Source organism: Halorubrum shenae, from assembly GCF_051194165.1.
In the GTDB taxonomy this organism is placed as follows: domain Archaea; phylum Halobacteriota; class Halobacteria; order Halobacteriales; family Haloferacaceae; genus Halorubrum.
On record NZ_JBLZNI010000004.1, the window covers coordinates 44,276 to 66,741 of the forward strand.

Annotated in this window: 20 protein-coding genes and 1 pseudogene; 6 read left to right on the forward strand and 15 right to left on the reverse strand. The window is 67.6% G+C overall.

What is annotated here, in order from left to right; all coding sequences use genetic code 11:
- Positions 1 to 12: 12 nt before the first annotated feature.
- Complete coding sequence (locus ACNS88_RS06635) at positions 13 to 1,410, forward strand: hypothetical protein (protein ID WP_435095010.1); 1,398 nt, start codon at positions 13 to 15, stop codon at positions 1,408 to 1,410.
- An 86-nt stretch (positions 1,411 to 1,496) separates the two neighbouring features.
- On the opposite strand, the pseudogene ACNS88_RS06640 reads toward ACNS88_RS06635, so the two are convergent.
- Together ACNS88_RS06640 and ACNS88_RS06645 are read right to left on the reverse strand one after the other, a co-directional pair.
- Positions 1,497 to 1,877: pseudogene (locus tag ACNS88_RS06640) on the reverse strand (pyridoxamine 5'-phosphate oxidase family protein); the annotation flags it as partial.
- A 33-nt stretch (positions 1,878 to 1,910) separates the two neighbouring features.
- Positions 1,911 to 2,678, reverse strand: coding sequence for a helix-turn-helix domain-containing protein (locus tag ACNS88_RS06645; RefSeq protein ID WP_435095011.1), 768 nt, complete (start codon positions 2,676 to 2,678; stop codon positions 1,911 to 1,913).
- A gap of 154 nt (positions 2,679 to 2,832) precedes the next feature.
- Between ACNS88_RS06645 and ACNS88_RS06650 the strand changes: the two genes are divergently transcribed.
- On the forward strand, positions 2,833 to 3,009 hold the full coding sequence (locus tag ACNS88_RS06650; protein WP_435095012.1) for a hypothetical protein: 177 nt from the start codon (positions 2,833 to 2,835) through the stop codon (positions 3,007 to 3,009).
- A 5-nt stretch (positions 3,010 to 3,014) separates the two neighbouring features.
- On the opposite strand, the gene ACNS88_RS06655 is transcribed toward ACNS88_RS06650, so the two are convergent.
- The gene (locus ACNS88_RS06655) at positions 3,015 to 4,022 is read right to left on the reverse strand and encodes a phosphotransferase family protein (protein ID WP_435095013.1); all 1,008 of its coding nucleotides are present in this window, start codon (positions 4,020 to 4,022) and stop codon (positions 3,015 to 3,017) included.
- Between the two features lie 145 nt (positions 4,023 to 4,167).
- Between ACNS88_RS06655 and ACNS88_RS06660 the strand changes: the two genes are divergently transcribed.
- Positions 4,168 to 6,273: a hypothetical protein gene (locus tag ACNS88_RS06660; RefSeq protein WP_435095014.1), complete on the forward strand. Its 2,106-nt coding sequence runs from the start codon at positions 4,168 to 4,170 to the stop codon at positions 6,271 to 6,273.
- Between the two features lie 33 nt (positions 6,274 to 6,306).
- On the opposite strand, the gene ACNS88_RS06665 is transcribed toward ACNS88_RS06660, so the two are convergent.
- Complete coding sequence (locus tag ACNS88_RS06665; RefSeq protein ID WP_435095015.1) at positions 6,307 to 6,765, reverse strand: DUF5799 family protein; 459 nt, start codon at positions 6,763 to 6,765, stop codon at positions 6,307 to 6,309.
- A gap of 170 nt (positions 6,766 to 6,935) precedes the next feature.
- Between ACNS88_RS06665 and ACNS88_RS06670 the strand changes: the two genes are divergently transcribed.
- Positions 6,936 to 7,346, forward strand: coding sequence for a halocyanin domain-containing protein (locus tag ACNS88_RS06670; protein ID WP_435095016.1), 411 nt, complete (start codon positions 6,936 to 6,938; stop codon positions 7,344 to 7,346).
- A gap of 58 nt (positions 7,347 to 7,404) precedes the next feature.
- Here ACNS88_RS06670 and ACNS88_RS06675 read toward each other — a convergent pair whose 3' ends face one another.
- On the reverse strand, positions 7,405 to 8,520 hold the full coding sequence (locus tag ACNS88_RS06675) for a mandelate racemase/muconate lactonizing enzyme family protein (RefSeq protein WP_435095017.1): 1,116 nt from the start codon (positions 8,518 to 8,520) through the stop codon (positions 7,405 to 7,407).
- A gap of 4 nt (positions 8,521 to 8,524) precedes the next feature.
- On the reverse strand, positions 8,525 to 9,454 hold the full coding sequence (locus tag ACNS88_RS06680) for a 1,4-dihydroxy-2-naphthoate polyprenyltransferase (protein WP_435095018.1): 930 nt from the start codon (positions 9,452 to 9,454) through the stop codon (positions 8,525 to 8,527).
- Positions 9,455 to 9,557: 103 nt separating this feature from the next.
- On the opposite strand from ACNS88_RS06680, the gene ACNS88_RS06685 reads away from it, so the two are divergent.
- Positions 9,558 to 9,836: a DUF7111 family protein gene (locus tag ACNS88_RS06685; RefSeq protein WP_435095019.1), complete on the forward strand. Its 279-nt coding sequence runs from the start codon at positions 9,558 to 9,560 to the stop codon at positions 9,834 to 9,836.
- A gap of 15 nt (positions 9,837 to 9,851) precedes the next feature.
- On the opposite strand, the gene ACNS88_RS06690 is transcribed toward ACNS88_RS06685, so the two are convergent.
- The 3 genes from ACNS88_RS06690 to ACNS88_RS06700 form a co-directional block, all read right to left on the reverse strand.
- The gene (locus ACNS88_RS06690; RefSeq protein WP_435095020.1) at positions 9,852 to 11,006 is read right to left on the reverse strand and encodes a DUF63 family protein; all 1,155 of its coding nucleotides are present in this window, start codon (positions 11,004 to 11,006) and stop codon (positions 9,852 to 9,854) included.
- A gap of 72 nt (positions 11,007 to 11,078) precedes the next feature.
- Positions 11,079 to 11,528: an Lrp/AsnC family transcriptional regulator gene (locus ACNS88_RS06695; protein WP_435095021.1), complete on the reverse strand. Its 450-nt coding sequence runs from the start codon at positions 11,526 to 11,528 to the stop codon at positions 11,079 to 11,081.
- A 98-nt stretch (positions 11,529 to 11,626) separates the two neighbouring features.
- The gene (locus ACNS88_RS06700; RefSeq protein WP_435095022.1) at positions 11,627 to 12,388 is read right to left on the reverse strand and encodes a 4-phosphopantoate--beta-alanine ligase; all 762 of its coding nucleotides are present in this window, start codon (positions 12,386 to 12,388) and stop codon (positions 11,627 to 11,629) included.
- A gap of 172 nt (positions 12,389 to 12,560) precedes the next feature.
- On the opposite strand from ACNS88_RS06700, the gene ACNS88_RS06705 reads away from it, so the two are divergent.
- Positions 12,561 to 12,797, forward strand: a complete 237-nt coding sequence (locus ACNS88_RS06705) for a DUF7999 family protein (protein WP_435095023.1) — start codon at positions 12,561 to 12,563, stop codon at positions 12,795 to 12,797.
- Between the two features lie 426 nt (positions 12,798 to 13,223).
- Here ACNS88_RS06705 and ACNS88_RS06710 read toward each other — a convergent pair whose 3' ends face one another.
- The 6 genes from ACNS88_RS06710 to trkA form a co-directional block, all read right to left on the reverse strand.
- On the reverse strand, positions 13,224 to 14,924 hold the full coding sequence (locus tag ACNS88_RS06710) for an acyl-CoA mutase large subunit family protein (protein WP_435095024.1): 1,701 nt from the start codon (positions 14,922 to 14,924) through the stop codon (positions 13,224 to 13,226).
- Positions 14,925 to 15,025: 101 nt separating this feature from the next.
- Entirely contained in the window at positions 15,026 to 17,386 is a 2,361-nt protein-coding gene (locus ACNS88_RS06715; protein WP_435095025.1) for an amino acid permease, read from the reverse strand.
- Positions 17,383 to 17,823, reverse strand: a complete 441-nt coding sequence (locus ACNS88_RS06720) for a universal stress protein (RefSeq protein WP_435095026.1) — start codon at positions 17,821 to 17,823, stop codon at positions 17,383 to 17,385. The genes ACNS88_RS06715 and ACNS88_RS06720 overlap by 4 nt, the downstream gene beginning before the upstream one ends.
- A gap of 120 nt (positions 17,824 to 17,943) precedes the next feature.
- On the reverse strand, positions 17,944 to 19,482 hold the full coding sequence (locus ACNS88_RS06725; RefSeq protein ID WP_435095027.1) for a TrkH family potassium uptake protein: 1,539 nt from the start codon (positions 19,480 to 19,482) through the stop codon (positions 17,944 to 17,946).
- A gap of 109 nt (positions 19,483 to 19,591) precedes the next feature.
- Positions 19,592 to 21,094: a TrkH family potassium uptake protein gene (locus ACNS88_RS06730; RefSeq protein WP_435095028.1), complete on the reverse strand. Its 1,503-nt coding sequence runs from the start codon at positions 21,092 to 21,094 to the stop codon at positions 19,592 to 19,594.
- 5 nt (positions 21,095 to 21,099) lie between these two features.
- On the reverse strand, positions 21,100 to 22,437 hold the full coding sequence (trkA, locus tag ACNS88_RS06735; protein WP_435095029.1) for a Trk system potassium transporter TrkA: 1,338 nt from the start codon (positions 22,435 to 22,437) through the stop codon (positions 21,100 to 21,102).
- Positions 22,438 to 22,466: the final 29 nt, after the last annotated feature.

Sequence of the window (22,466 nt, forward strand, 5' to 3'; positions counted from 1 at the left end):
GTACCACCTCACATGCGAGGCGTTCCCGGTGATCTCACGACCTCGACCCGCCCGCCGACCACGATCCCGCTTCGCCACTTCCTCGTCGCGCTGGGGTTTCTCGTCGCGGGCGGAGCCCTCGCGCTCCTCCGCGTCGCGGGACTGGCGGGAGCGGGGCCCGGTCTCGACGGTATCGCGGTCGCGCACCTGCTCCTCGTCGGCTGGGTGTGTCTCACGATCCTCGGCGCGATGACGCAGTTCGTCCCCGTCTGGTCGGGCGTCGAGATCCACTCCGAGCGGCTGGCGACGCTCCAACTGGTCGCCGTCGCGGTCGGCGTGAGCGGGTTCGCTGCCGGACTCTGGCTCGGACGGCTGGCCGACGCCGTCCTCATGGCGGGCGTCATGGTCGCGGGAATCGCGGTCTTCGCGTACAACATCGCCCGGACGCTGTGGCGCGCCCGTCCCTTCGACACCACCGAGGCGCACTTCGCGCTGGCGGTCGGCTTCCTCGCGCTCGCGGCCACCCTCGGGGGGACCCTCGCCGCGGACTACCGGTGGGGCGTACTCGCCGGAACCGGGCTCTCGCGGCCCGCGGTCGTCGACGCTCACGTCACGCTGGCGGTCCTCGGCGCCGTAGTGACGACCGTTATCGGGGCGCTGTACCAGCTCGGCCCGATGTTCACGCAGACCGACGCGCTCCCGGTCGAAACGCGCGCGGCGCGGATCGAGACCGCGGCGTACCCGGTCGGCGTCGTCGCGCTCGCGGCCGGGCGACTGGTCGAGCAGGCGGCCGTCGCGACCTTCGGCGGGGTGCTCGTCGCCGGCGGCGCGGCGGTCGCGGGCGCGGTCCTCCTCCGCCGGATCCGGGACGCGACCGGGGCGGCGACTCCGATGCTCTCGCGGTACGCGGTCGTCTCCGTCGCGGCCCTCGCGTGGGGCGCGACCGCACTGAGTACGTGGATACGGGACCCGCTCGGCGCAGGCGTCCGGTTCGGCCACCCCGCAGTCGGCCCCGTCCTGCTCGGCGCACTCGTCGGTTTCGTCGTGGTCGGGAGCCTCTATCACGTCGTCCCCTTCATCGTCTGGCTCGATCGGTACGCCGACCGGGTCGGACTGGAGCGCGTGCCCGCGATCGACGACCTCTACGACGCCCGGATCGCGACGGTCGATCTCGTCGCGACACTCACTGGTGCCGGACTGATACTCGCCGCCGCGGTCTCGCCCGCGGTCGCGTCGCTCGGACCGGCGGGACTCCTCGCGGGCGGCTTCGTTCACACAGTTGGCGGCGCACTCGTCGTTGTGGGTGCGCTCCTGTTCGCCGGCAACATGGTCGGAACTGTGGCTCGACACGGCGCCCCGGGGATGCTCCGGCGGTCCGGGTCGTCGTCAGCGGGGGATGCCCCGGAGGCGTCGGGGCCCTCAGAGCGGTGAGGGCGTCGTTGCGGGCGGAGTTCCGCGGATCAGTGTAGTCCAGTGGTCGAGACGATTCCCCAATGGCTGGGTGTCACCCCACCCCGTCACAGCTCCGTTGTCGTCTCCTTGCGTCCGGTGAGCGTCTCCGGGACGAGGCGGTAAAAGGAGAAGTCGACGTTTTTGGGCGAATCGCCGAAGATATCGACGAGCGGAATCGTGACGCCTTCGAGCCCCGCGAGCGCTTCGGTGGCGGTTTCGGTCTCCGTCGTCGATTCCAGCGATCCTTGGGCGACGACGCTGGCGTAGCCGCCGATCGCTTCATCTTCGCCGTAGGTGACGAACGTCACCGCTCGCCCGTCTAATTCGCCTTTCCGTTTGGGCGGGAGATCCGCGATCCGAAAGAAGAACGCGGTCTGGTCGGCGTCGTATCCGAACGAAACGGGGACGCTGTGTGGTGGTTCGTCCGCCGGCATCGACAGCGAACCAACTGGATACCTGCCAGCGAACTGTTCTGGGGCTTAAGTACTGTCACCGAACGCCTGCGAGAAGAGCGTGTCCGTCACGGTCCGGAGGTGTTCCGAGACAGTGGACTTCGCGAGGTCGAGGTCCGCGGCGATCTCCCCGGCGGAGGCACCGTCGGCGTTAAAGTACCCCTTCTCGGCCGCGACGGCCGCGACCTCCGCCTGTCGGTCCGTCACGCCGGCGAGGTCGACGGGGACGACGTCGCGACAGGAGTCGTCCGCCGCGCTCCGGTCCCCGCGATCGATGCACAGCTGGCGAAGCTCCACCTCGAGCCCAGCGGCCTCGCACTCGTCGACGACGGCCCGCAACTCCTCGTGACCTGTCAGCACGAACGAGACGAGCAGCTCGCCGTCCTCCATCTCGGTCTGACGCGGGGAGACCGGAAAGTTCGCGAAGGCCGCGGGGAGCCCGCCGCACGAGCACTCGTCGCAGATACCATCGGCGGTCGCGTGGGGGGACGGATCGGTCGGCGACGGTGATGACGGCTTGGTTTGCTCGTTGGGTTCCACGTCGTTCACCGAAACCCCGCCGTCGGTCGCAGGGCGCTCGCAGCCGATCTCGTAGCGACCGTGCGCCTCTCCGGCGAACTTCACGAGGTCGAGGGCGTTCGGCGGATCGTCGGGCAGATCGGGAGCGACGAACTCGACTCGGCCGTCGTCCGCGTCGACGCGGAACTCCTCGACGGCGGTGCTCGACGAGAGCGTGGACACGGGACAGCCCTCACAGGCCGAGACGGCGAGTTCGACGTGGATCCCGTTGGTCATGCTGGAAGATAGGATCCCAACGGATCATATAACGGCGAGAGGTTTCCAACCCGTTGAAAACGCATGCAGCGAGTCGAACCCTCGCCGCTCTGCTTTCGCCGCAGTCGATTTCGGTGTACACGCCCGTTTCCCGTCACGAGCGGAACCGAGCCGTATGCCACCTCTCGAACTCCCGCTCGGCCTCGGCACGTCCGGGCTCGATGACCCCGCGGAGTGTCCCGCCACGGTGACCGCCGCCCTCGACGCGGTCGGCGCGGTCGACGCGCTGGAGCGGGGCGAGCGTCGGAGCGACCCCCGACGACGCGGCGTGGAACCGGAATCGACCTTTTAAACCCCTCAGACCGCGTCCAGCCGCGCCCGTAGCTCCGCGTCCGCCCGGTCGACGAGCGACTCCAGCGGCTCGTCGAGGTACGTCACCCACTGGTCGATAAAACCCGACCGGCCGAGCATCCGGACGACCTCGTATATCGGTCGCCGTTCGGCGAAACCCGGCGGGAGCCCGCCGGCGCGGTCGCGGTACCCCTTATAAAGAGCGTCCGCGTAGCGCGCCGGTCCCTCGCTGTCGAACCCGTTGAGGAGTTGGTCCTCCGCGCGGACGAGGTCGCGGGCCGGATCGCCGACGTGCGCGAGCTCCCAGTCGATCGGGACGATTCCGTCGGGGCCGACGGCCGGATCCGATCCGTCGCCGTCGCTCACGAACAGGTTCGGCTTCGCCACGTCGCCGTGGAGCAGCGCGGCGGGGGCGCCCTCCAGCCGACCTCGCGTCGCCTCGACGCAGTCGAAGGCGGCGTCGTAGTGGTCCGCCAGTCGTTCCGAGGTGCCGATCTCGCGGGTGCGCTCGATCGTCGCGCGGAGCACGTCGGGCCACGGGGCCGGATCGAGGGCGAGTCCGCCACCCCGATCTGTTCCGACGATCTCCCCGTGAGTCTCGAACCGCTTCGCGTGGAGGGTCGCGAGCGTCGCCCCGACGCGCCGGAGGAGCGCCTCTCGCTCGACCTCACCTGCGTTCTCGTCATCTCCCGCGTCCTCCCAGACGCCGAGCAGCTCGCGACCCGGCGCCGGCGCGGTGACGAGATACGGGAGGTCCGCGTCCGGATCGCCGGCGAGCACCCCTGGGCCCGCGATCGACCGCTCCGCGTCGAGGTACCGGAGCACGGCCAGCTCCCGTGCGATCCGGCTGCCGTCGCCCGCGACGGCGACCTTGCAGAACGCGCGCTCCCCGTCGGCGAAGGCGACGCCGACCGTCTCGTTGGCGCCGTTCCACGACGGGCCGACCCCGAACGTCCGGTCGACGGCCCGTTCCGGGAACGCCTCACCGAGGGCGGTCGCGACCCGCTCGTCCATGCCTCTGTGTCACGCACAGCGGATGTTAAGCGTGCTGTCACGCATGGTAACACACGGCGGTGAAATCCGACTTGAGCATCTCGGAATCGTCGGATATCGAGAACGACCGACACCCTCATACCTGTTGTCGGAGTATCAGATAGTCGTGAGTGATGACGCGATCGATGGGCGAATCGGGTTCGAGGTGGACGGACAGACGCTGTGTATCCGCGACGCTCTTGAGGGCGAGGAGTTCTCGCTTCACTTCGATCGGGAACCGCAGCCGCGGCCGGCGCTCCCCGAGCTGTTTCACGTTCCCGTCGATCGCGCCGTCAGCTTCGAGGCAGAGTCGGTCTCGATTCCTGCATACACGGCTGTCATGCTCCGTGATGCTGACGGCAAACTCGTTGCACGGCTTGATGAATCGATGGACTTCCCGCGAAGAACGTACTTCCTCGGCCTCAGCGGCGTGACAAAGGCCTTCGTTCGGCTACCCGATGTCGCAATCTCCGCAACGGGGATGAGAGACACAGAGGTCGTCAAGCTGACCCTCGACCGCCCGACCACCATCACAGTCGGCGCTCGATCGCTGCACACTCAGCCAGAGGCTACGATCACCGTGCCGGACGACCCGAGCGCACTCGCTGAAGCGGTGTCCGTGCTCGGCTCGTCGATCAAGGAGTTCACTCCCGAGCGCTCGTGGCCGACACTTCGCGGGTACCCGCCTCGGATCCAGCGCGGTAGCGAACTGATCATTCCGAGCCCACTCGTTTCACCCGATACCGGCGTTGAAGTCGTTGTGCGCCCCGCGTACGAGGACGTGTTCCGACTCTCAACGCTTGTGTACTACATCGGCGCTGAGATCGTCGTCGGCGACGAGCCGGCGATCCGGCTCGATACTGGCTACGTTGAGTCGCTACCAACTGACGGGTTTCAACTAGAGGGCCGCGTGGAGGAGTTGCTCCGGACGTGGTTCTTCCTCGATACGCTGGCGCGGATGGAGGGATATCACAAGTCTAATCGCCACGAGTACGAGCAAGTGGGATCGGAGCTCCCGTTTTATCCACCGAACTTGGCCGACAGGTCGATGAGCGAACGGCTGATGGAATACCTGGAGGTTGACGCGGAGACGGTTGCACCGTACACACCAGAATGGCCGACCGAGGCGGTACTTCGACCGGTCCCTGAAGCCGCCGAACTCCTCCCACACCTCGCGCACGTCCTCGCACCGGTCCGCGTTCGCGGATCGGCGGATCCGACGGCGGACGTCCCGATCGCGCTTGCGACGTCCCCGTGGATGAACCACGAGGAAGGCGATTCAGACGCTGATACGATTCCATCACCGGATGATACTCCGTTTCCGGCTGGAACGGCAGCTCTGACACCGGGCAGTTACGACAACCAACTCACAAGAACGACGACGGCGACCGGCGAAATCCGAGTCGTCGTACTGACCGATTCAGCGCAGCGTGCGGAGGATCTCCGGTGTGCGCTCTCCGAACCGGAGGTGCCGGCTGGAGTCGGTCCGTGGGAAGTGAGAGATGGTCCCGATACGAGTACCGTTACGACGGTTCTCTCGGATGCAGATGTCGACATTGTGTACTGTGGCCTGCCGATCGAGAACGGCCGGATCGCCGCTGCAGACGGAACAGTTCCCCTTGTCGGTCTCAGTGGCACTCCAGCACTTGTCGTGTTTGAGCGATCTGCGGACCCCACGCTCGGACATTCGATCGTCGAGAACGGTGGACTGTCGTCAATCCTCTTTGAAGATCCTCTCAATCCCGCTTTGTTTCGGTCGCTGATCGGTCTGCTGTCGTCTGGGGTCGCAACTGCACCGAGCGTCGGCCTATCGGGTGTCGAGACCGCGACTCAAACGCGGATTGTCGGCGATCCAGGTATCGAAATTGCCTCCAACAGCTATCCGACGATGCAGGTGTCCCGCGCTTGGTCAGAGTCTTCCTCCTCACACCGTATCGAGCGTGGATCCGTCATCTCGCTTTCAGTGCCGATTGGGGGCGTTCAGAAACAGCTTCATACTAGGTCGCATTCTATGGACGAACTGTCGGGAAGGCTGGGGATCGACGGCCCAACAGTCGACTCCTCAGAGCTCTTCAGCCTCCTCAATGAGGACGACTCGATCGTCCAGCTCAACGGACGCCTCCTGTTACCGGAAGACGTCGACACGGCGGCCGACATCGAGGAACTCGCTCGCCAACACCTCTCCGGCGACGCCGAATCGGCCGATAGCGCGTCTGAGAGTCGCTCCGAGTGACGAAGTCGCGACCGCGTCCTCGTCTCGTCGCCCCTACTCCTGATACGCGACCCGCACCTGCTCCCACTTGCCGACCTCTTCGAGGCGCGCCTGTAGCTCGTCGGCGTACTCCTGAACGAGTCGCTCGGCGTCGTCGATCTCCTCGTCCGAGGGCCCGTCGCTCCCGCCGCCGCCGAGTCCGAGCGCGCTCTTGATCGAGCCGACGAGCCCGCCGCCGGACCCGCCGCTCCCGCCGGTGTCGCCGGGGCCGCCGCCCATCGCCGCGACCTGCGATCGGACGTTCTCCAGCTCCGGCATGATCGCCGGGAGGCTGGAGGTGTCGGCGACGATCCGGGCGTCCGCCGGGTCGTCGGCGTTCTCGATCTCGAACTCGGTCGCCGTCATGATCAGCCCCCACTCCTGACTGGAGAACCGCGAGGCCGACACTCGGTCGGTGAACTGGTTGTCGACGGTCATACGCTCGCCGACGATCGCGTCGGTCCATTCGCTCATAGCTTCCTGTTCGGCGGTGGCGGTAAAAGCACCTTCCCTCGTCGTGTCCGTCTGCGCAGTCGTCCGTCCACCCTCTGCCCGTTCTCACGAGCATCCTCCCGGCCGCGCGTCGCTTCTCAGTTCGACGGAGTCCGCGAGGGGCTTTATACCGCCCGTCGCCTCGATCCGATATGACCGACCGAACGCGTCGAGGAGTGCTCGCCGGGACGGGAACCCTCGCGGCCGTGGCGCTCGCGGGGTGTGTCGACGCCGTCGTCCCGGGCGGCGACGAGGCGGAGGATCCGGAACCGACCGACCAGACCGGGGAGGAGACGGTGACGGTCGCCGTCGGTGCCGACGCCGGGTTCGCCTTCGCACCCGCGAACCTCATCGTCGACGCCGGAACGACGGTAGTCTGGGAGTGGACGGGCGCGGGCGGCGCCCACAACGTGATCGACAGAGGTGGGGCCTTCGAGTCCGGGCTCACCGCCGAGGAGGGCCACACGTTCGAGCACGCCTTCGATGAGTCGGGCGTCTTCGAGTACGTCTGTACCCCGCACCAGACGCACGGAATGGAGGGGACGATCGCGGTCGTGGAGTGAGTCAGGCGCGGGGTCGTCAAGTCGACGCGCCGTCGGCGGCCCCCGCCGCGTCGCCGAGCTACGGGAGGTCGTCGAAGGCGTCGCCCGCAAGGCCGGGACCGGTCGGCACCGCAACTGCGCCGTCCGACACCGGGCAGGGATCCGGAGCGAGGTCCGCGTCGAGCAGCGAACCGGTGGCGAGCCCGCAGGGGGTGACCTCGGGGATAGCGGCGGCGACGTGAACCGCGGCGGTGCGCGCGACGACCGCGTCGATCGTGGTGGTGACGACCGGCTCGACCCCGGCCTCCCGCGCACGCGTCGCCGCCGCCAGCGCTCGGTCCGGTCCCCCGAGCGCCATCGGCTTCAAGACGACGGCGTCGGCCGCGCCGGCGTCGAGGACCGCGTCGACTCCGTTGCTCGCGAGCGACTCGTCGAGGGCGATCGGCACTGGGGGGTCGGCGTCGGTGTCGGCACCGGGATCGACACCGCTCCCGACCGTTCTGAGCGCGGCTGCCCCGTCGAGGTCGTCCGCCGGCAGCGGCTGTTCGAGGTACGCGAGACCGAGCGGCGCGAGCCGTTCGGCCGCCTCTCGGGCGGTCTCTCGGTCCCACGCGCCGTTGGCGTCGGCCCGGAGGGCGACGCCGTCGCCGACAGCTCGCCGGACCGCTCGGAGACGCTCAACGTCGGCGTCGAGCGCGCGCGCGCCGACCTTTATTTTTAAGCAGGTAAACCCCTCTTCGATCGCGTTTTCAGCTGCGGTGACCGTGGCGTCGCGATTTCCGTCCCCGATCGTCGCGTTGACAGAAACCGTCTCGGCCGGCGTGGGAAGCCCCTCGTTCTCTGCGAGATGCTCGGTAAGTGAGCGTCCGGCGTCGCGGGCGGCGGCGTCCGCGAGCGCGAGCGCGAGGCCGTGGCGCGCTGCGGGCGTCTCAGCCGGATCGAGTCGGGAGACCGCGTCCGTCACGAGTTCACTCCCGTCGGCCTCGGCGGTGACCCCGTTGAGCGCGGTCTCGCACGCCGATCGCGACTCGGTCCAGCCGGGGAGCGACGTCGCCTCGCCGAGTCCGGGTGCGGGGACCGACTCACCGTCGGCTCCGGGGTCGACCGAAACGAGAAAGCCCTCACGTCGTTCGATCGGGCCGCGTGCGGTTTCGAGCGGAGTCGTCAGTCCGAGCGAGAAAGGGCGGAGCCGCATGGGATCAGACCGCCAGTCCGACGGCGAACGCGACCGCGTACGCCGCGAGAAGCTTCCCGGTCGATTCGAGCGCCGGATTGAGCGCCTTGCCGGCGGTCTCGGTCAGCACGGTTCGAGCCACGCCGGCCGCGAGCGGGAGCGTCGCCAGCGGGAGGAGCACGGCGAGCCCGTATCCCTCGGTGAGGAACCAGAGTGGAGTGAGATACGCGAGCGCGAGCAGCGCGAGGAACTGGCCGCGCGAAAATCGGTAGCCGAACCGGACCGCGAGGGTGCGTTTGCCCGTCTCCGCGTCCTCCTCCAAGTCGCGGACGTTGTTGACCACGAGGATGTTCGTCGAGAGCGCGGCGACCGGGAGGCTCGCGACGACGGCCGCGAGGGTGACGGTCCCTTCCAGAATCCACAGCGGGAACGCCTCGCCGGCGAGCGCAGCGGCCTGCACGTAGTAAGTCCCCGTGACGGCGATCACGCCGAAGAAGACGAACACGAACAGGTCGCCGAGCCCGTGGTAGCCGAGGGGGTAGGGACCGCCGGTGTACGCGATCCCGGCCGCGACCGACGCGAGCCCGATCACGAGGATCGGGACGCCGCCGACGTACACGAGGGAGGTCCCGACGAGGATCGCGGCCGCGAACGTCAGCCACATCGCCCGTTTCACCTCCGCGGGCTCGATGAGGCCGCTGGCGACGACGCGGGTGAACCCCTCGCGGTCGTCGGTGTCCGCGCCCTGAATCGCGTCGTAGTAGTCGTTCGCGAAGTTGGTGCCGACCTGAATCAGCGCCGCGCCGACGAACGCCGCGAGCGCGGGCAACGGGGCGAACGCTCCGGCTTGCACCGCGAGACCGACGCCGACGATCACCGGTGCCGCCGCCGCGGGGAGCGTCTGCGGCCGCGCGGCGATCACCCACGCTCGCCGCCGCGACACTTCGGTACTCATTGGCGTCGGTAGGGTCGTGCCGTCCCTTAAGCTTACCATCCGGGCGAGCAGATCCGACACCCTTGACCGACAGATACGACACGGATCGGCGCGTACGGGATGTATGAGCGATGCGACGGGGTCCGATAAGAGCGGGATCGACGCGCGCTACGAGGAGACCGACGGCGAGCGACGCCTCACGTTCTCGGCCGACGGGAGCGAAGCGACGGTCGCCCAGAACCTCGACGGGTACGCGATGTTGAAGGTCCGAGCGGGGCCGACCGGCGACGAGTTAGAGCGGTACTACGGGTTCGACATGGCGCTCGATCACGCCGCCGAACTGCTCGGCGTCGCCGTCGCCGACCTCCCGGTTCCCGAGGCCGCCGCCGACATGGGGATGTAACCCCGTCTCTCTCACTCAGATTCCGAACGTCGCGCGTAGCATGTCTCGACTCCCGGGGCCGAGTCCGACCGCGAGTACCGTGATAAGTAACAACAGCGTGTAGCGCGGCGACTCATCGAACAGCTCGCCGTTGAACACCCAGACGACGAACGTCGCCGCCGCGAGCTTCACCAGCAGGAACGGCCACGCGTCGCCGGTGACCGAGACGATCGACCCCGGGAGCAGCCGGCCGGTCCAGTCGACGATCAGCGCGTTGACGACGTGTTTCGGGACGAGGTTCGCGGTTCCCGTCAGCGCCGGCATCCAGTTGAGCCCGATCACGTTGGCGACGCCGTCGATCGCGTGCCCCCAGATGATGACGATCCCCGCGACACCCGTCCCCTTCCGGATATCGGGGACGTACGCGGTCGCGAGCTTCCACGTCACCGCGGTGGCGGCGGTCGCGATCCCCAGCGTCAACACGAGGATAATCGGGTAGAAATCGACGTAGTCGGTCGCCGCCGAGAGGTACGAGAGGTAGCCGAACGCGAGTGCGAGCGCGACGGCGCCCATCGCGAACAGGGGACGGGCGTAGTCGTCGACCACGCCCCGGCCTTCGAGCGAGTACGCGGTAAGGACGCACGCGAGCGTCACGCCGAAGACGGTGAAGTAGATGAACGGGCTGATCAACAGCGCGCTCGCCGGGAACGGAATCAGCGGCTCCACGCCGGCCCGCATCGCGGCGACTCCCGAGTCCTCGACGGTGCGGAGCGCGCCGCCGAGCAGCATGAACGGGAACAGCGCGTAGAAAAATCGCAGTTCGGTGCCGATATCCAGCCGGCGGAGGAGGAAGACGACGCCGATCAGCATCGCCAGCAGGATGACGACGTAGCTCACGGTCGAGACCGTGGTGTACCCGGGAGATGCGACGACCGCTCCGGCGTCGGTGGCCGCCGAACAGGCCGCGGAACTCCCGAGCAGCTCGGTTCCGCCCGCGTCGCGGACGGCGCACTGCGCGCCCTGTCCGTCGGCCGCGACCGGCCCCCAGAAGTACCGCCAGAGGAACCGATCGTACACGACCCGCGGGAAAACGACCGATCCGACGACGAGAAGTGCGGTGACGGCGCCGACGACTGCGGCCCACGCCCGCTCCGGCGACAGCCCGAACCGCTCTTCGACCCGTGTGCTCATGCTCTCCGTTGGGGCGGTCCCCGAATTGAGGGTTCCGGTCCCGCGTCAGTGTGCTGCTCGTGGGGGCGGCGCTCAGACCGGCGGTCCGTCCGACTCGTACTCCGTGCCGAGAACGATCATCGTCTGTGATCGGGAGAACCCGTCCATCTCGGCGACGCGCTCGAACATCAGCTCGCGGAGGCTGTCCGTGTCCGCGGCCACGACCTTGAGGACCACGTCCCACTCGCCGGTGGTCAGGTGGATCTCTTGGACGCCGTCTATCTCGCGGAGCCGCTCTAAGGCGTCCTCCTTGCGACCCTGCTTGACCCGGAGGCCGACGAACGCGCTCACGCCGTAGCCGACCGCCTTCGGATCGATCGCCGCGTGGTACCCCTCGATGACTCCCGCCTCCTCCATGCGGTTCACTCGGTCGTGGACGGTCGCGCTGGACATATCGATACGGCGCGCGACCTCCGAGAACGGCGTCCGGGCGTCCTCCCGTAGAATTCGGAGGATCGCGCGATCCGTCTCGTCAATTTCCATGGTCACGATACGGTGGCAGCGGCCTTTGCACTTCCGACGCCGAAACGTCGTCGTTCGTCGGTGCGCCGACGCGTCGGCGAGTTTCTCTCGGTCCGGGCTCAGGCGTCTGGCATCGCGAAGGAGCCCTCACGGATGGCGGCCTCCGCCTCGGTGAGCGCCCCCTCGGCGTCGAACGAGTCGATCGCGTCGCGACGCGATGCGGGCGACGCCTCGGCGAGGTCCCGCGCGTGGGCCGTGACGTTCGGCACCGCCCGGATCAGGTTGTCGATGATCGGGATGTCGGCGGTGCGCGGCGACCGGCTTCCGGGATTTAAGTCGATCACGATCTCCGTTTTCCCCATCGCGTCGAGCGCCTCGGCGCGGTCGCCGTCTTCCAGCGGGACGACGACCACGTCGGCCGCCTCGATTCCGTCGGCGTCGACCGTGCCGCGAGCGTGATCGAGCCCGGGGATCTCGCCGTCGGCAGCGAGGCCCTTCACCTCGTCGGCGCCGTGCTCGCGGAGGTGATCGGCGATCCGGCGGACGCGCTCGTCGGTGTGGTTGAAGAGGTTCACCTCGATGTCGGCGTCGACCGCCGCCGCGAGTTCGACCGTCTCTCCGGGCGCCAGCGCCGCGACGTTGCCGTTCACCGAGAGCACCGGGTGGTCGGCGCGTAGCAGTAATGCGGCGGCCGCGCGCTCGGCGCGGTCCGCGCTCGGGAGGGTTCGCTCGCCGAGGAGGTAGTCGAACGCCTCGCCGCGGCCCTGCGCGATGAGTCCCTGTTTCGAGGTGATCCCCTTCTCGACGCCCGCTTCGATCCGGTGGCGCGTCACAAGCGACGCGTAGCGCGGGTGGTCTTCGGGAATCTCCGTCTCCGTCATACCTGAGTGAGACGGCGCGCCGATTAAAGTGGACCGTTCGCGGTCGGCTCGCGGCCACCGGGTCAGGGTCGCGTTCGACACGGCATTTCCGGCTGCGTCCGCCAGTAAGGACACACTAACTGATCGACTGGAATTCATAACTAAGTCGCTGGATCAGGTACGTCGAAGTGTGATGAACCGGACTGGTAAGTACACGGTCGTGAGAGCGTGCAACGACCACGGAGCGATCACGCTCCGTGAATACCCGCGCAACGGGACGCTGTACGTCGTCGAGTACGACGATCCCGGCGTGGAAGCCGAGCTGTCGTCGCTCGACGCCGGGTCGGTCGTCGAACTCGACCTCCGGCGAGCGGGCCGCCGAGGCAACGCGTGGTGCGCGGAGTCCGCCCGAGCGGTCGAAACGGCGTGACGCACAGCTCGTCGAGTCTGCTCGGTCGATCTGTCTGTTTCGCTGTCCCCGCTTTTTGCTTCGCGATTTCGGCGAAATCCGCAATCTCTAACACATTCCGACAGGTGGCGCTCAGCACCGGTACAGCGATGGGCGATGTCGGGAGTGGATGTCGCAGTTCGGCGATGATACAGCGATTAACTCTCATGACAGACTGCGACGACCACTTATAAGGAACGGTGCAGTGGCGCGTGGCTGCGAGCGGCCGCCCTCGGCGGCCGTGAGTCAGTGCGCGCGAGGGAGTCGCGAACGAAAGTGAGCGACGAGGCTGGGGAGGCGTGAGGTGCGGGGCGGTGCGGGGCGGGACTCGCGGCTGGGGCGTTGGCGGTGTTCACCGCAGAGCCACCGATCACCTATAAACATCCGCCAGCAACACCGCTCGATCACTCAAGCCACCCCGATCCGCTCGCGGTAGGTCCCGTACTCGGTCTCGAACACGGCCATGATCTCGCCCATCGTCGCGTACGCTTTCACCGCCGTAACGATCGCCGGCATCACGTTCTCGCCGTCGTCGATCGCCACCTGCAAGTCGTCGAGGGCCTCCTCGACCGCGTCGTCGTCGCGCTCCGCCTGCACCGACTCGAGCCGGTCGAGCTGGCGCTCGCGGGTGGTCTCGTCGACGCGGAGCAGGTCGGTTTCCGTCTCCGTCTCGACCTGGTAGGCGTTGACGCCGACCACCGTCTCCTCGCCCTCGTCGACGCGCTCTTGGTACTCGTAGGAGGCCTGCTGAATCTCGCGGTGGAAGTACCCCTCTTCGATCCCGGCGAGCACCCCGTCGCGGACGGAGCCGTCGCCCATATCCCGAATCTCCTCGATGTAGGCGGTCGCCTCCGCCTCGACCTCGTCGGTGAGCGCCTCGACCGCGAACGAGCCCCCGAGCGGGTCGACGATGTCGGCCGCGCCCGACTCCTCGGCGATGATCTGCTGGGTGCGGAGCGCGACCCGGACCGCCCGCTCGGAGGGCAGCGCCAGCGCCTCGTCGAAGGAGTTGGTGTGGAGGCTCTGGGTGCCGCCGAGCACGCCCGCGAGCGCCTGGATCGTGACGCGCACGACGTTATTTAAGGGCTGTTGGGCCGTCAGCGACTGACCCGCCGTCTGGGTGTGGAACTTGAGCCGCTTCGAGGCGTCGGCCTCGGCGTCGTACCACTCGCCCATGATCCGCGCGTAGATCCGGCGGGCGGCCCGGAACTTCGCGACCTCCTCGAAGATGGAGTTGTGCGAGTTGAAGAAAAAGGAGAGCTGTGGGGCGAACTCGTCGATTCCGAGCCCGCGGTCGAGACAGTCCTCGACGTACGCGAACCCGTCGGCGAGGGTGAAGGCGAGCTCCTGGACCGCCGTCGACCCCGCCTCGCGGATGTGATACCCTGACACGGAGATGGGCTTGAACTTCGGGGTCTCCGCCACCGCGAACTCGATGGTGTCGGTCACGAGGTCGAGTGAGGGCTCCGGCGGGATCACCCACTCCTTCTGCGCGATGAACTCCTTGAGCATGTCGTTCTGGAGAGTCCCGCGAAGCTCCTCGCGCGGCACGCCCTGCTGGTCCGCGATCGCGACGTACATCGCGTAGATCACGGGCGCGCTCGGGTTAATCGTGAAGGAGGTGGACACCTCGCCCACGTCGATGCCGTCGAAGAGCACCTCCATGTCTCGGAGGGTGTCGACGGCGACGCCCTCCTTGCCGACCTCGCCGAGCGACATCGGGTCGTCGGAGTCGAGCCCCATCAGCGACGGCATGTCGAACGCGGTCGACAGGCCGGTCTGGCCCTCGTCGATCAGGTAGTGGAAGCGCTCGTTCGTCTCCTCGGCGGTGCCGAACCCGGCGAACTGCCGCATCGTCCACGTTCGCCCGCGGTGCATCGTCGGATAGACCCCGCGCGTGTACGGCTCCTCGCCCGGGAAGCCGAGGTCCGTCTCGTAATCGATGTCGGCCACGTCCGCGGGGGTGTACACCCGATCGACCTCGTGGTTCGAGACCGTCGCGAACCGGTCGTTGCGCTCGCCGTGCCGGTCGAGGGCCGGATCGAGCGTCTCCGCCTCCCACTCGGCGTGAGCCTCGCGAATCGCGGAGAGTTCGTCGTCGTCGTACATACCGGCAGCTACCCGTTCGTATCGTATAAATATTCATTATATTTCAAGCGGGGGCGGCAGCGACGTCGCCCGCCCCGTTGTGGCTCCGATCGGGAGCGTCCTCAGTCCTCGTCGTCCTCGACAGGCGGCGTGGACGGCTCTTGGGTGACTCCCGTGTCTGCGGAGGGGGCGTCGATCTCGTCCGCCCCGCTCGCCGCGTTCGCTCGGGCGCCGCTCCCGAACAGCCGGCTCCAGATGCCGCGGTCGTCGCGCTTCTCGGCGAGCAGCACGGAGCACTCCACGTCCTCGAGCACCTGCAACACGAGCGAGCCGCGGACCAGCCGCGAGAGCAGTCCCTTCTGGGTCGCGCCGATGATCAGCATCGTCGCATCGCGCGCGGCGCGCTCGATGGACGCCTCGACGTCGCCGCGCTCGACTCGCATCGACGCGTCGGAGAGGTCGTGCTCGGCGGCCCACTCGGTGAGGAACCGGTGGCCGGCCGCCTCGTCGTCGGCGACGTGCAGCAGGGTGACCTCGCCGTCGAACTCGACCTGGAGCATCTTCGCGACCGCTCCGGACAGATCCGAGGCCGGACCGCCGGCGGTCGGCACGAGGATCCGCGAGGGGTCGAACCCGCGGTCGCGGAACACGAGGAAGTCGGAGGGCAGCGAGTGCGCGAGCTCGTCGACCGCCGTCTCCGCGCGCCCGGGTGCCCCGTGAGAGTCCTTCCCCCACCCCATGACCGTCATGTCGGCGCCGTACGTCCGGGCCGCGTCGAACACCTCCTCGAACACGCGGTGCGAGAGGACGACGTGCGTCTCCACGTCGACGCCGAACGTCTCGGCGTCGTCGCGGGCCTTGTCCAGCAGATCGTGTGCCGCCCCGTGGGCGCCGCGGTCGCGCGCGGCCTCCAGCGAGGTCTGGTCGGGGACGTTCGCGATGTTGACCGCGACGACCGTCCCGTTCCGCTGCTTGGCGATGGCCGACGCGAGGGTGATCAGGTGTTCTTCGGTCGCAGGATTCGCGAGCGGCACCATCACGCGATAGTCGTCGCCGCCCGGCTGGACCGACGTGGCCGCCGACACGGCGGCCTGGGGCAGGTCGTCGGAGCGGTCGAGGATCCACGTCCCCAACACGCCGCGCGCCTCCACCTTGTCGCGGGCGTACAGCAGGTACCAGAGCAGGGCGAAGGCGACGAGCCCGCCCGAGATAGCGATGATCCGCGGCTCGATGTAGACGATCAACGCGAACGACGATATCGTCCCGATTACCGGGACGATCGGGTAGAAGGGGACCTCGAAGTCGGGGTCGTACCCCTCGACTTCCGACTCGCGCATCACGATCAGCGCGAGGTTGAGCAGCCCGTAGACGATCAGGTGGAGGACGGAGCCCATCGCTGACAGCGACTCGACGCCGCCGGCGAGGAGGAAGAGGATGATGAGCGCGCCGGTCAGCGCGATCGACTTGTACGGGGTGCCGTACCGCTCGTGAATCTGGTTGAGCTTCGGCGTAACGATCTTCTCGCGCCCCATCGCGAAGTTGATCCGCGACGACGAGAGGATCGACGCGTTCGCCGACGAGGCGGTCGCGAGCAGCCCCCCGATCAGGAGCATCCCGGCGCCGACGGCGCCGAGCGAGTAGCCGAACAGCTCGTAGTTACCGAAGAGGAGTCGAGCGGCTTCGACGACAGCGGTGTCGTTGTTCGCGACGAGTTCGGTCGGGACCGCCGCGAGCAGCACGACGAGGAACAGCGCATACACGACCGTGACGATCACGACCGAGCCGAGGACCGCGAGCGGGAGGTTCCGACCGGGGTTCTTGATCTCCTCGGCGACCGAGGTGATCTGGACGAAGCCCAGATACGAGACGAAGATGATCCCCGTCACCGGGAGCACCTCTCCGACCGTGCCCGGCGGCGCGATCGGTCGCAGCGACTCCATGTCGGCATTCAGCATTCCGACGACGGTGAAGACGGCGAGGATGCCCAGAAGCGACATGACGATGACGATCTGGAGCCCGCCCGTCTCCTTCGCGCCGAAGTAGTTGACGGCGATAAAGAGGAGCGCGCCGGCGAGCCCGATCACCTGCGCGGCCTCCAACGTCACCGGGCCGAGCCCGATCGATCCGAGCCCGACGAGCGCGTTGACGTACTCGCCGAAGCCGTACATGTAGAACGCAGAGGCGAACGCGAGCCCGAGCCAGTTCGCCCAGCCCGCGATCGACCCGAACATCGGTCCAAGCGCTCGGTTGACGTAGAAGTACGCGCCGCCGGACTTGGGCATCGCCGTCCCGAGTTCGGAGGCCGACAGCGCGGTGAACAGCGCGATCACACCGCCGAGGACGAACGTGGCCGCCGCGAGCGGTCCGGCTCGCGCGACCGCGGTGCCGGGCAGGACGAAGATCCCGGCCCCGATCATCGTTCCGATCCCGATCGTGAGCGCCGCGAGCGGCCCGAGATCCTTGGCGAGTTCCTCGTCGCTCATTCGGTCGATCCCTCGCGCGGGAGCGCGATCACGGGCACGTGCGACTTCGTCACGAGCGTGATCGAGAGGTCACCGGAGAGGAACTTCATGAGGCGGTTGCCGTCCCGAGAGCGGTAGGCGATGGCGCTCGCACCGACCTCGTCGACGGCGTCGAAGATCGCGTCGGCGACGTCGCGCGCGTACGCCGTGTGGTCGTCGGCGTCGGGAAACACGGTTCGGACCGCGGCGTACGACTCCGCGGCGAGTTCCTCGGACTGCTCGACCGGTGTCTTGTCTGGCGTGCCCTCACCCTTCTCGACGACGTGGAGGGCGGTTACCCGATTCGGGCTGTAGGGTTCAAGCGCCCGTGCCGTCCCCAGTGCGTCCTCCTCGTGAGCGACCGGGAGGAGGACGTGGCCGAGCAAGTCCTGTTCGCTCGGTTGGTCAGTGCTCGTCATACGAACACCCATATCCTCGTCAGTTAAGAAGATACGCTCTCCGACTCCACAGCGTTAGATCGAGGGATACACCGTGTTCAGCGATTAAAACGACTTAAATATGTTTTCTGGTGCGAGTCGTCACCGGTCGTCGACGCTCGCGACGAACAGCGCGAGCACGGGAACGATCTCCAGCCGGCCGATCCACATCAGTCCGATCATCAACAGCTTCGTCGTGTTCGGCAGGAACTCGTAGCTCCCGAAGGGACCGAGCGGCCCGAGCCCCGGTCCGATGTTCCCGATCGTCGCGAGCGAGGCCGCGAACGCCTCCGTCCCGGTGAGCGACACCCCGATTCGGGCCGTGTCGAGTTCGATGAAGACGGCCGCGAGCGCGAACACGAGGAAGTACAACAGCGAGAACACGAGGATGCCGCGGATCACGTCCTCGTCGACGACCTCGCCGCCGAGCCGCACCGGCCGGACGACATCGGGGTTCGCCGTCGTGTACAGCTCCCGGCGGAGCGTCTTCAGCAGGATGAGCCACCGAATGACCTTGATCCCGCCGCCGGTCGAGCCCGCCGACCCGCCGATGAACATCGCGAACAGCAGGAGGAACTGGGTCTGGGTGTCCCACTCCGCGAAGTCCGCGGTGGCGAACCCGGTCGAGTTCATCAGCGAGGCGATCTGGAACGCGCCCTGCCTGAGCGCGTTCTCCGTGACCCCCTCCGTGATCCCGCCGATTTCGGTCGCGGGGGCGCCGCCGTAGAACAGTCCGACCGCGAGTATCGCCGCGAACCCGGTCACCAGCCCGAGGTACATGCGGAATTCGGAGTTCTCGAACATCCGCATGGGGTCGTCGCGGAGCACGAACCAGAACAGCGCGAAGTTCACCCCAGCGATCACCATGAAGGGGACGAACACCCACTGGACGACGGGCGAGAACGCCGCGATGCTCTCGGCTTCCGGGGAGAACCCGCCCGTCGGGAGCGTCGAGAGGCCGTGGGCGATCGCGTTGTAGAGGTTCATCTCCGGCGCGAGCCCCGTGAGCCCGAGGAGCGCCAAGATCGCGATCATCGCGGCCGTGAATCCGGCGTAGATGAGCCACAGCGCCCGCGCCGTCTCGGCGATCCGCGGCGTGAGCTTCTGGAGGCCTGGGCCCGGCGCCTCGGATTTCATCAGCTGCGCACCGTTAACCGCGAGCTGCGGGAGGATCGCGACCATCAGCACGATGATCCCCATCCCGCCGAGCCACTGGGTGAGCTGCCGCCACATCAACACGGCGTGCGAGTGTTGCTCGAAGCTGATCTCCGCTGTCGCCGTCGCACCTGTCGTCGTGAAGCCGCTCATCGACTCGAATAAGGCGTTCACCGGGTGCCCGAGCGCGGAGGCGGTCCCGTACCCGGCGATGACGTACGGGATCGCGCCGATGACCGCGGCCATGAACCACGCGAGCGAGACGACCGCCAGCGCGTCGCGCGGCCCGAGGTCGGGTTCGTCTTCGAGTCGTTCGAGTCCGACGCCGATCGCGACGGCGATCGTCATCGACGCCGCGAACGTCAGCACGTCCTCCCCGTAGATCAGCGCCACGACGAGCGGGACGCTCATCGACGCCGAGAGGTACTTCACGATGCTCCCGGTGTAGCTGAGCGTCGCCCGCGTGTCGACCGTCGTTCGTGTCACCTGTGTCCCTCGGTTCCGATGTACGTCGTAGCTTTCCGGTGTGATAAGAAGTCGTCGATGGTCGGATCTGCGGACGCCAAACGTCCTTCGGGTCTCGGACTGGTACCGTTCATGAGGTCCAGAACGCTCTCGTAAACAGCACGAGCACTGGAATGATCTCGATCCGACCGATCCACATTAAGACGATCATCACGGCCCGAGTGCTCATCGGGAAGGTCGCGAACGTGCCGTACGGTCCCGCGTCGCCGAAGGCGGGTCCGATGTTGAGGAACGTCGTCGCCGCCGCGCCGAGCGCCTCGAACTCGTCCACCTGGACATTCGCCCGTTCGGCGTCGACGACGATCACGATAGCGAGCAGAAAGAAGATGACTATCGACAGGAGCAGGTACGCGTAGATGTCGCGGATCGCGCCCTCGTCGACCGACTTCCCCGAAATACGAACCGGCCGCACCGCTTCCGGGTGGACAGCGGTGAAGAGGTTCCGGCGGAACGTCTTCAGCGCGACCAGCCACCGCAGCGACTTGATCGAGCAGGTCGTCGACCCGACCATCCCGCCGATGAACATCCCCATGAACAGCATGTGCTTCGCCGCGGGCGCCCACAGCACGTAGTCGGTGCTGGCGTACCCCGTCGTCGTCACGATCGACGCGACGTTGAACACGGCGTGACGGACCGTCCCCTCCGCGCCGAAGGCGGTGTTCGGATCGAGGAACAGGCCGAGGGCGACGATCGACGCGAGCGTCCCCATCGCGCCGAGGTAGAAGTGGAACTCCTCGTTCTTTAACAGGCGCATCGGCTCGCCGTTGATGGCGAAGTAGATGAGGACGAAGCTGGTCGACCCGATCACCATGAACGGGACGACCGCCCACTGGATGAGCGGGTGGAACGCGCCGACGCTCCGCGGCTCCGGCGAGAACCCGGCGGTCGCGACCGAGGTGAGCGCGTGCGCGACGGCGTTGTACAGGTCCATCTGCGGGTCGACGGCGAGCCCGAGCAGGAAGTAGACGGCGACCGCGAGCCCGGTGAGCCCGAAGTAGATCCCCCAGATGAGCTGCGCCGTCCGGGATATCTTCGGCGTGAGCTTGTTGACGTCCTGCGTCTGCGACTCCGACTCCATCAGCTGGGCCCCACCGACGCCGATCTCGGAGAGCACCGCAGTCGCCAGGATGAGGATGCCGAGCCCCCCGAGCCACTGGATCACCTGCCGCCACATCATGACGGAGCGCGAGTGGAGCGAGAAGTCGCGCAACACGGTCGCACCCGTCGTCGTCAGCCCGCTCATCGCCTCGAACAGCGCGTTCACCGGGTGCGCGACCGTCCCGACGCCCGCGACGACGAAGGGGATCGCGCCGATCGCGGCGACGAGGAACCATATCAGTGCGACCGCGAGGAACGCCTCGCGCGGCCCGAGGTCCTCTTCCGGGTCCTGCACCGATCGGAACGACGCACCGAGCGCGAGCGAGACCGCGATCGCCGCGAGGAACGGGAACGGTGACTCGCCGTAGTAGAGGGCGATAAGCAACGGGAACGCCAGCGGGACCGGAAGCGCCGTGAGGACGTCGCCGGTGAGTCCTACGCTCGCCCGCCAGCCGACTCGGATTGTGGTGCTCACGGATCTCAGGCCATCGAGGTGATCTCGCTCACGGAGCCGGTCTCCACGAGCAGGATGACGTGGTCGCCCGCCTGGAGCACTGTGTCGCCGCGGGGGGTGACGAGTTTGCGGTCCCGAGTGATCGCGCCGATGACGAACCGCGCGTCGGTGTCGGCGACGATCTCCGAGATCGGGCGGCCGGTGAGTCCACACCCCTCAGTGAGCTCGAGCTCTAAGACCTCGGCCTGGTCGTTCTCCAGCACCGCGATGTTCTCTGCGACGCTCTCGTAGGTGAACCGCGTGATCTCCTCGGCGGTCACGGTGCGGGGGTTGATCGCGATGTCGATCCCGATCTCCTGGAACAGGGTGACGTAGTCGGGGCTGTCCACGACCGCGATCACGCGGTCGACGCCGAGCCGCTTGGCGAGCACGGAGATGAGCAGGTTCTTCTCGTCGGACCGAAGGGCGGTGACGACGATGTCGGCCTCGTCGACGTGCTCGCGAGAGAGGAACTCCGAGTCCGTCGCGTCGTGCTCCATCACGACCGTGTTCGGGAGGTTCTCCGCGAGCCATCGCGCGCGGTCGGCGTCGCGCTCTATCAGGCGCGGCTTGAAGTCGCGCTCCTCGAGCAGCCGGGCGGTCTGGTACCCGATTTCGCTCCCCCCGACGACGACGATCTCGTCGGCGCGGCCGGGCGTCGTCTCCGGCGCCACGTCGGTCGCGAACGCCTGGACGCTCTCCGGGCTCCCGATCACGACCGCCCGATCGCCGGCCTCGATACCGGTATCCCCGCGCGGGATCGTCATCTCGCCGTCGCGGAACAGTCCCACGAAGGTGAGCGACTCGAAGCGGTCGGCCTCCAAGACCGTCTGTCCCGCGACCGGACTTTCCTCGTCGATCTCGAACTCGGCCATCTGAACGAGCCCGCTGGCGAAGGGGTCGACGTCGATCGCGGCCGGGAGCCCGATGACGCGGACGATGTTCTCGGCGGTCAACAGGTCGGTACACACCATGAAGTCGACGCCGAAGGCGCCCTCGTCGCCCTGCCACGTCCGAAGGAAGTGCGTGCTCTTCACGCGGGCGATCGTGAACCCGTCGCCGAGGGTCTTCGCGGCCCCGCAGGCGACGAGGTTCGTCTGGTCGTTGTCGGTGCAAGCGATGACCATGTCCGCGCGACCGGTATCGGCCGCCGTCAGGATCTCCGAGGTGGTCCCGTCGCCGGCGATCGTGAGCACGTCGAACTCGTACTTGAGCTGTTCCGCGCGATCCGGATCGATATCGATGACGACGACCTCGTGGTCTGACGCGAGGCTCGACGCGATGCTAGTTCCGACCTCGCCCGCCCCGATGACGACCACATGCATAGGCGCAACCAGAGACCCGACCCTCAAGT

Bases quoted from the DNA above. Each gene is read 5' to 3' on its own strand.
- ACNS88_RS06665 (WP_435095015.1), bottom strand. From the start codon at position 6,765: ATGAGCGAATGGACCGACGCGATCGTCGGCGAGCGTATGACCGTCGAC.
- ACNS88_RS06635 (WP_435095010.1), top strand. From the start codon at position 13: ATGCGAGGCGTTCCCGGTGATCTCACGACCTCGACCCGCCCGCCGACC.
- ACNS88_RS06720 (WP_435095026.1), bottom strand. From the start codon at position 17,823: ATGACGAGCACTGACCAACCGAGCGAACAGGACTTGCTCGGCCACGTC.
- ACNS88_RS06680 (WP_435095018.1), bottom strand. From the start codon at position 9,454: ATGAGTACCGAAGTGTCGCGGCGGCGAGCGTGGGTGATCGCCGCGCGG.
- ACNS88_RS06645 (WP_435095011.1), bottom strand. From the start codon at position 2,678: ATGACCAACGGGATCCACGTCGAACTCGCCGTCTCGGCCTGTGAGGGC.
- ACNS88_RS06670 (WP_435095016.1), top strand. From the start codon at position 6,936: ATGACCGACCGAACGCGTCGAGGAGTGCTCGCCGGGACGGGAACCCTC.
- ACNS88_RS06710 (WP_435095024.1), bottom strand. From the start codon at position 14,924: ATGTACGACGACGACGAACTCTCCGCGATTCGCGAGGCTCACGCCGAG.
- ACNS88_RS06700 (WP_435095022.1), bottom strand. From the start codon at position 12,388: ATGACGGAGACGGAGATTCCCGAAGACCACCCGCGCTACGCGTCGCTT.
- ACNS88_RS06690 (WP_435095020.1), bottom strand. From the start codon at position 11,006: ATGAGCACACGGGTCGAAGAGCGGTTCGGGCTGTCGCCGGAGCGGGCG.
- ACNS88_RS06655 (WP_435095013.1), bottom strand. From the start codon at position 4,022: ATGGACGAGCGGGTCGCGACCGCCCTCGGTGAGGCGTTCCCGGAACGG.
- ACNS88_RS06715 (WP_435095025.1), bottom strand. From the start codon at position 17,386: ATGAGCGACGAGGAACTCGCCAAGGATCTCGGGCCGCTCGCGGCGCTC.
- ACNS88_RS06650 (WP_435095012.1), top strand. From the start codon at position 2,833: ATGCCACCTCTCGAACTCCCGCTCGGCCTCGGCACGTCCGGGCTCGAT.
- trkA (WP_435095029.1), bottom strand. From the start codon at position 22,437: ATGCATGTGGTCGTCATCGGGGCGGGCGAGGTCGGAACTAGCATCGCG.
- ACNS88_RS06705 (WP_435095023.1), top strand. From the start codon at position 12,561: ATGAACCGGACTGGTAAGTACACGGTCGTGAGAGCGTGCAACGACCAC.
- ACNS88_RS06675 (WP_435095017.1), bottom strand. From the start codon at position 8,520: ATGCGGCTCCGCCCTTTCTCGCTCGGACTGACGACTCCGCTCGAAACC.
- ACNS88_RS06685 (WP_435095019.1), top strand. From the start codon at position 9,558: ATGAGCGATGCGACGGGGTCCGATAAGAGCGGGATCGACGCGCGCTAC.
- ACNS88_RS06695 (WP_435095021.1), bottom strand. From the start codon at position 11,528: ATGGAAATTGACGAGACGGATCGCGCGATCCTCCGAATTCTACGGGAG.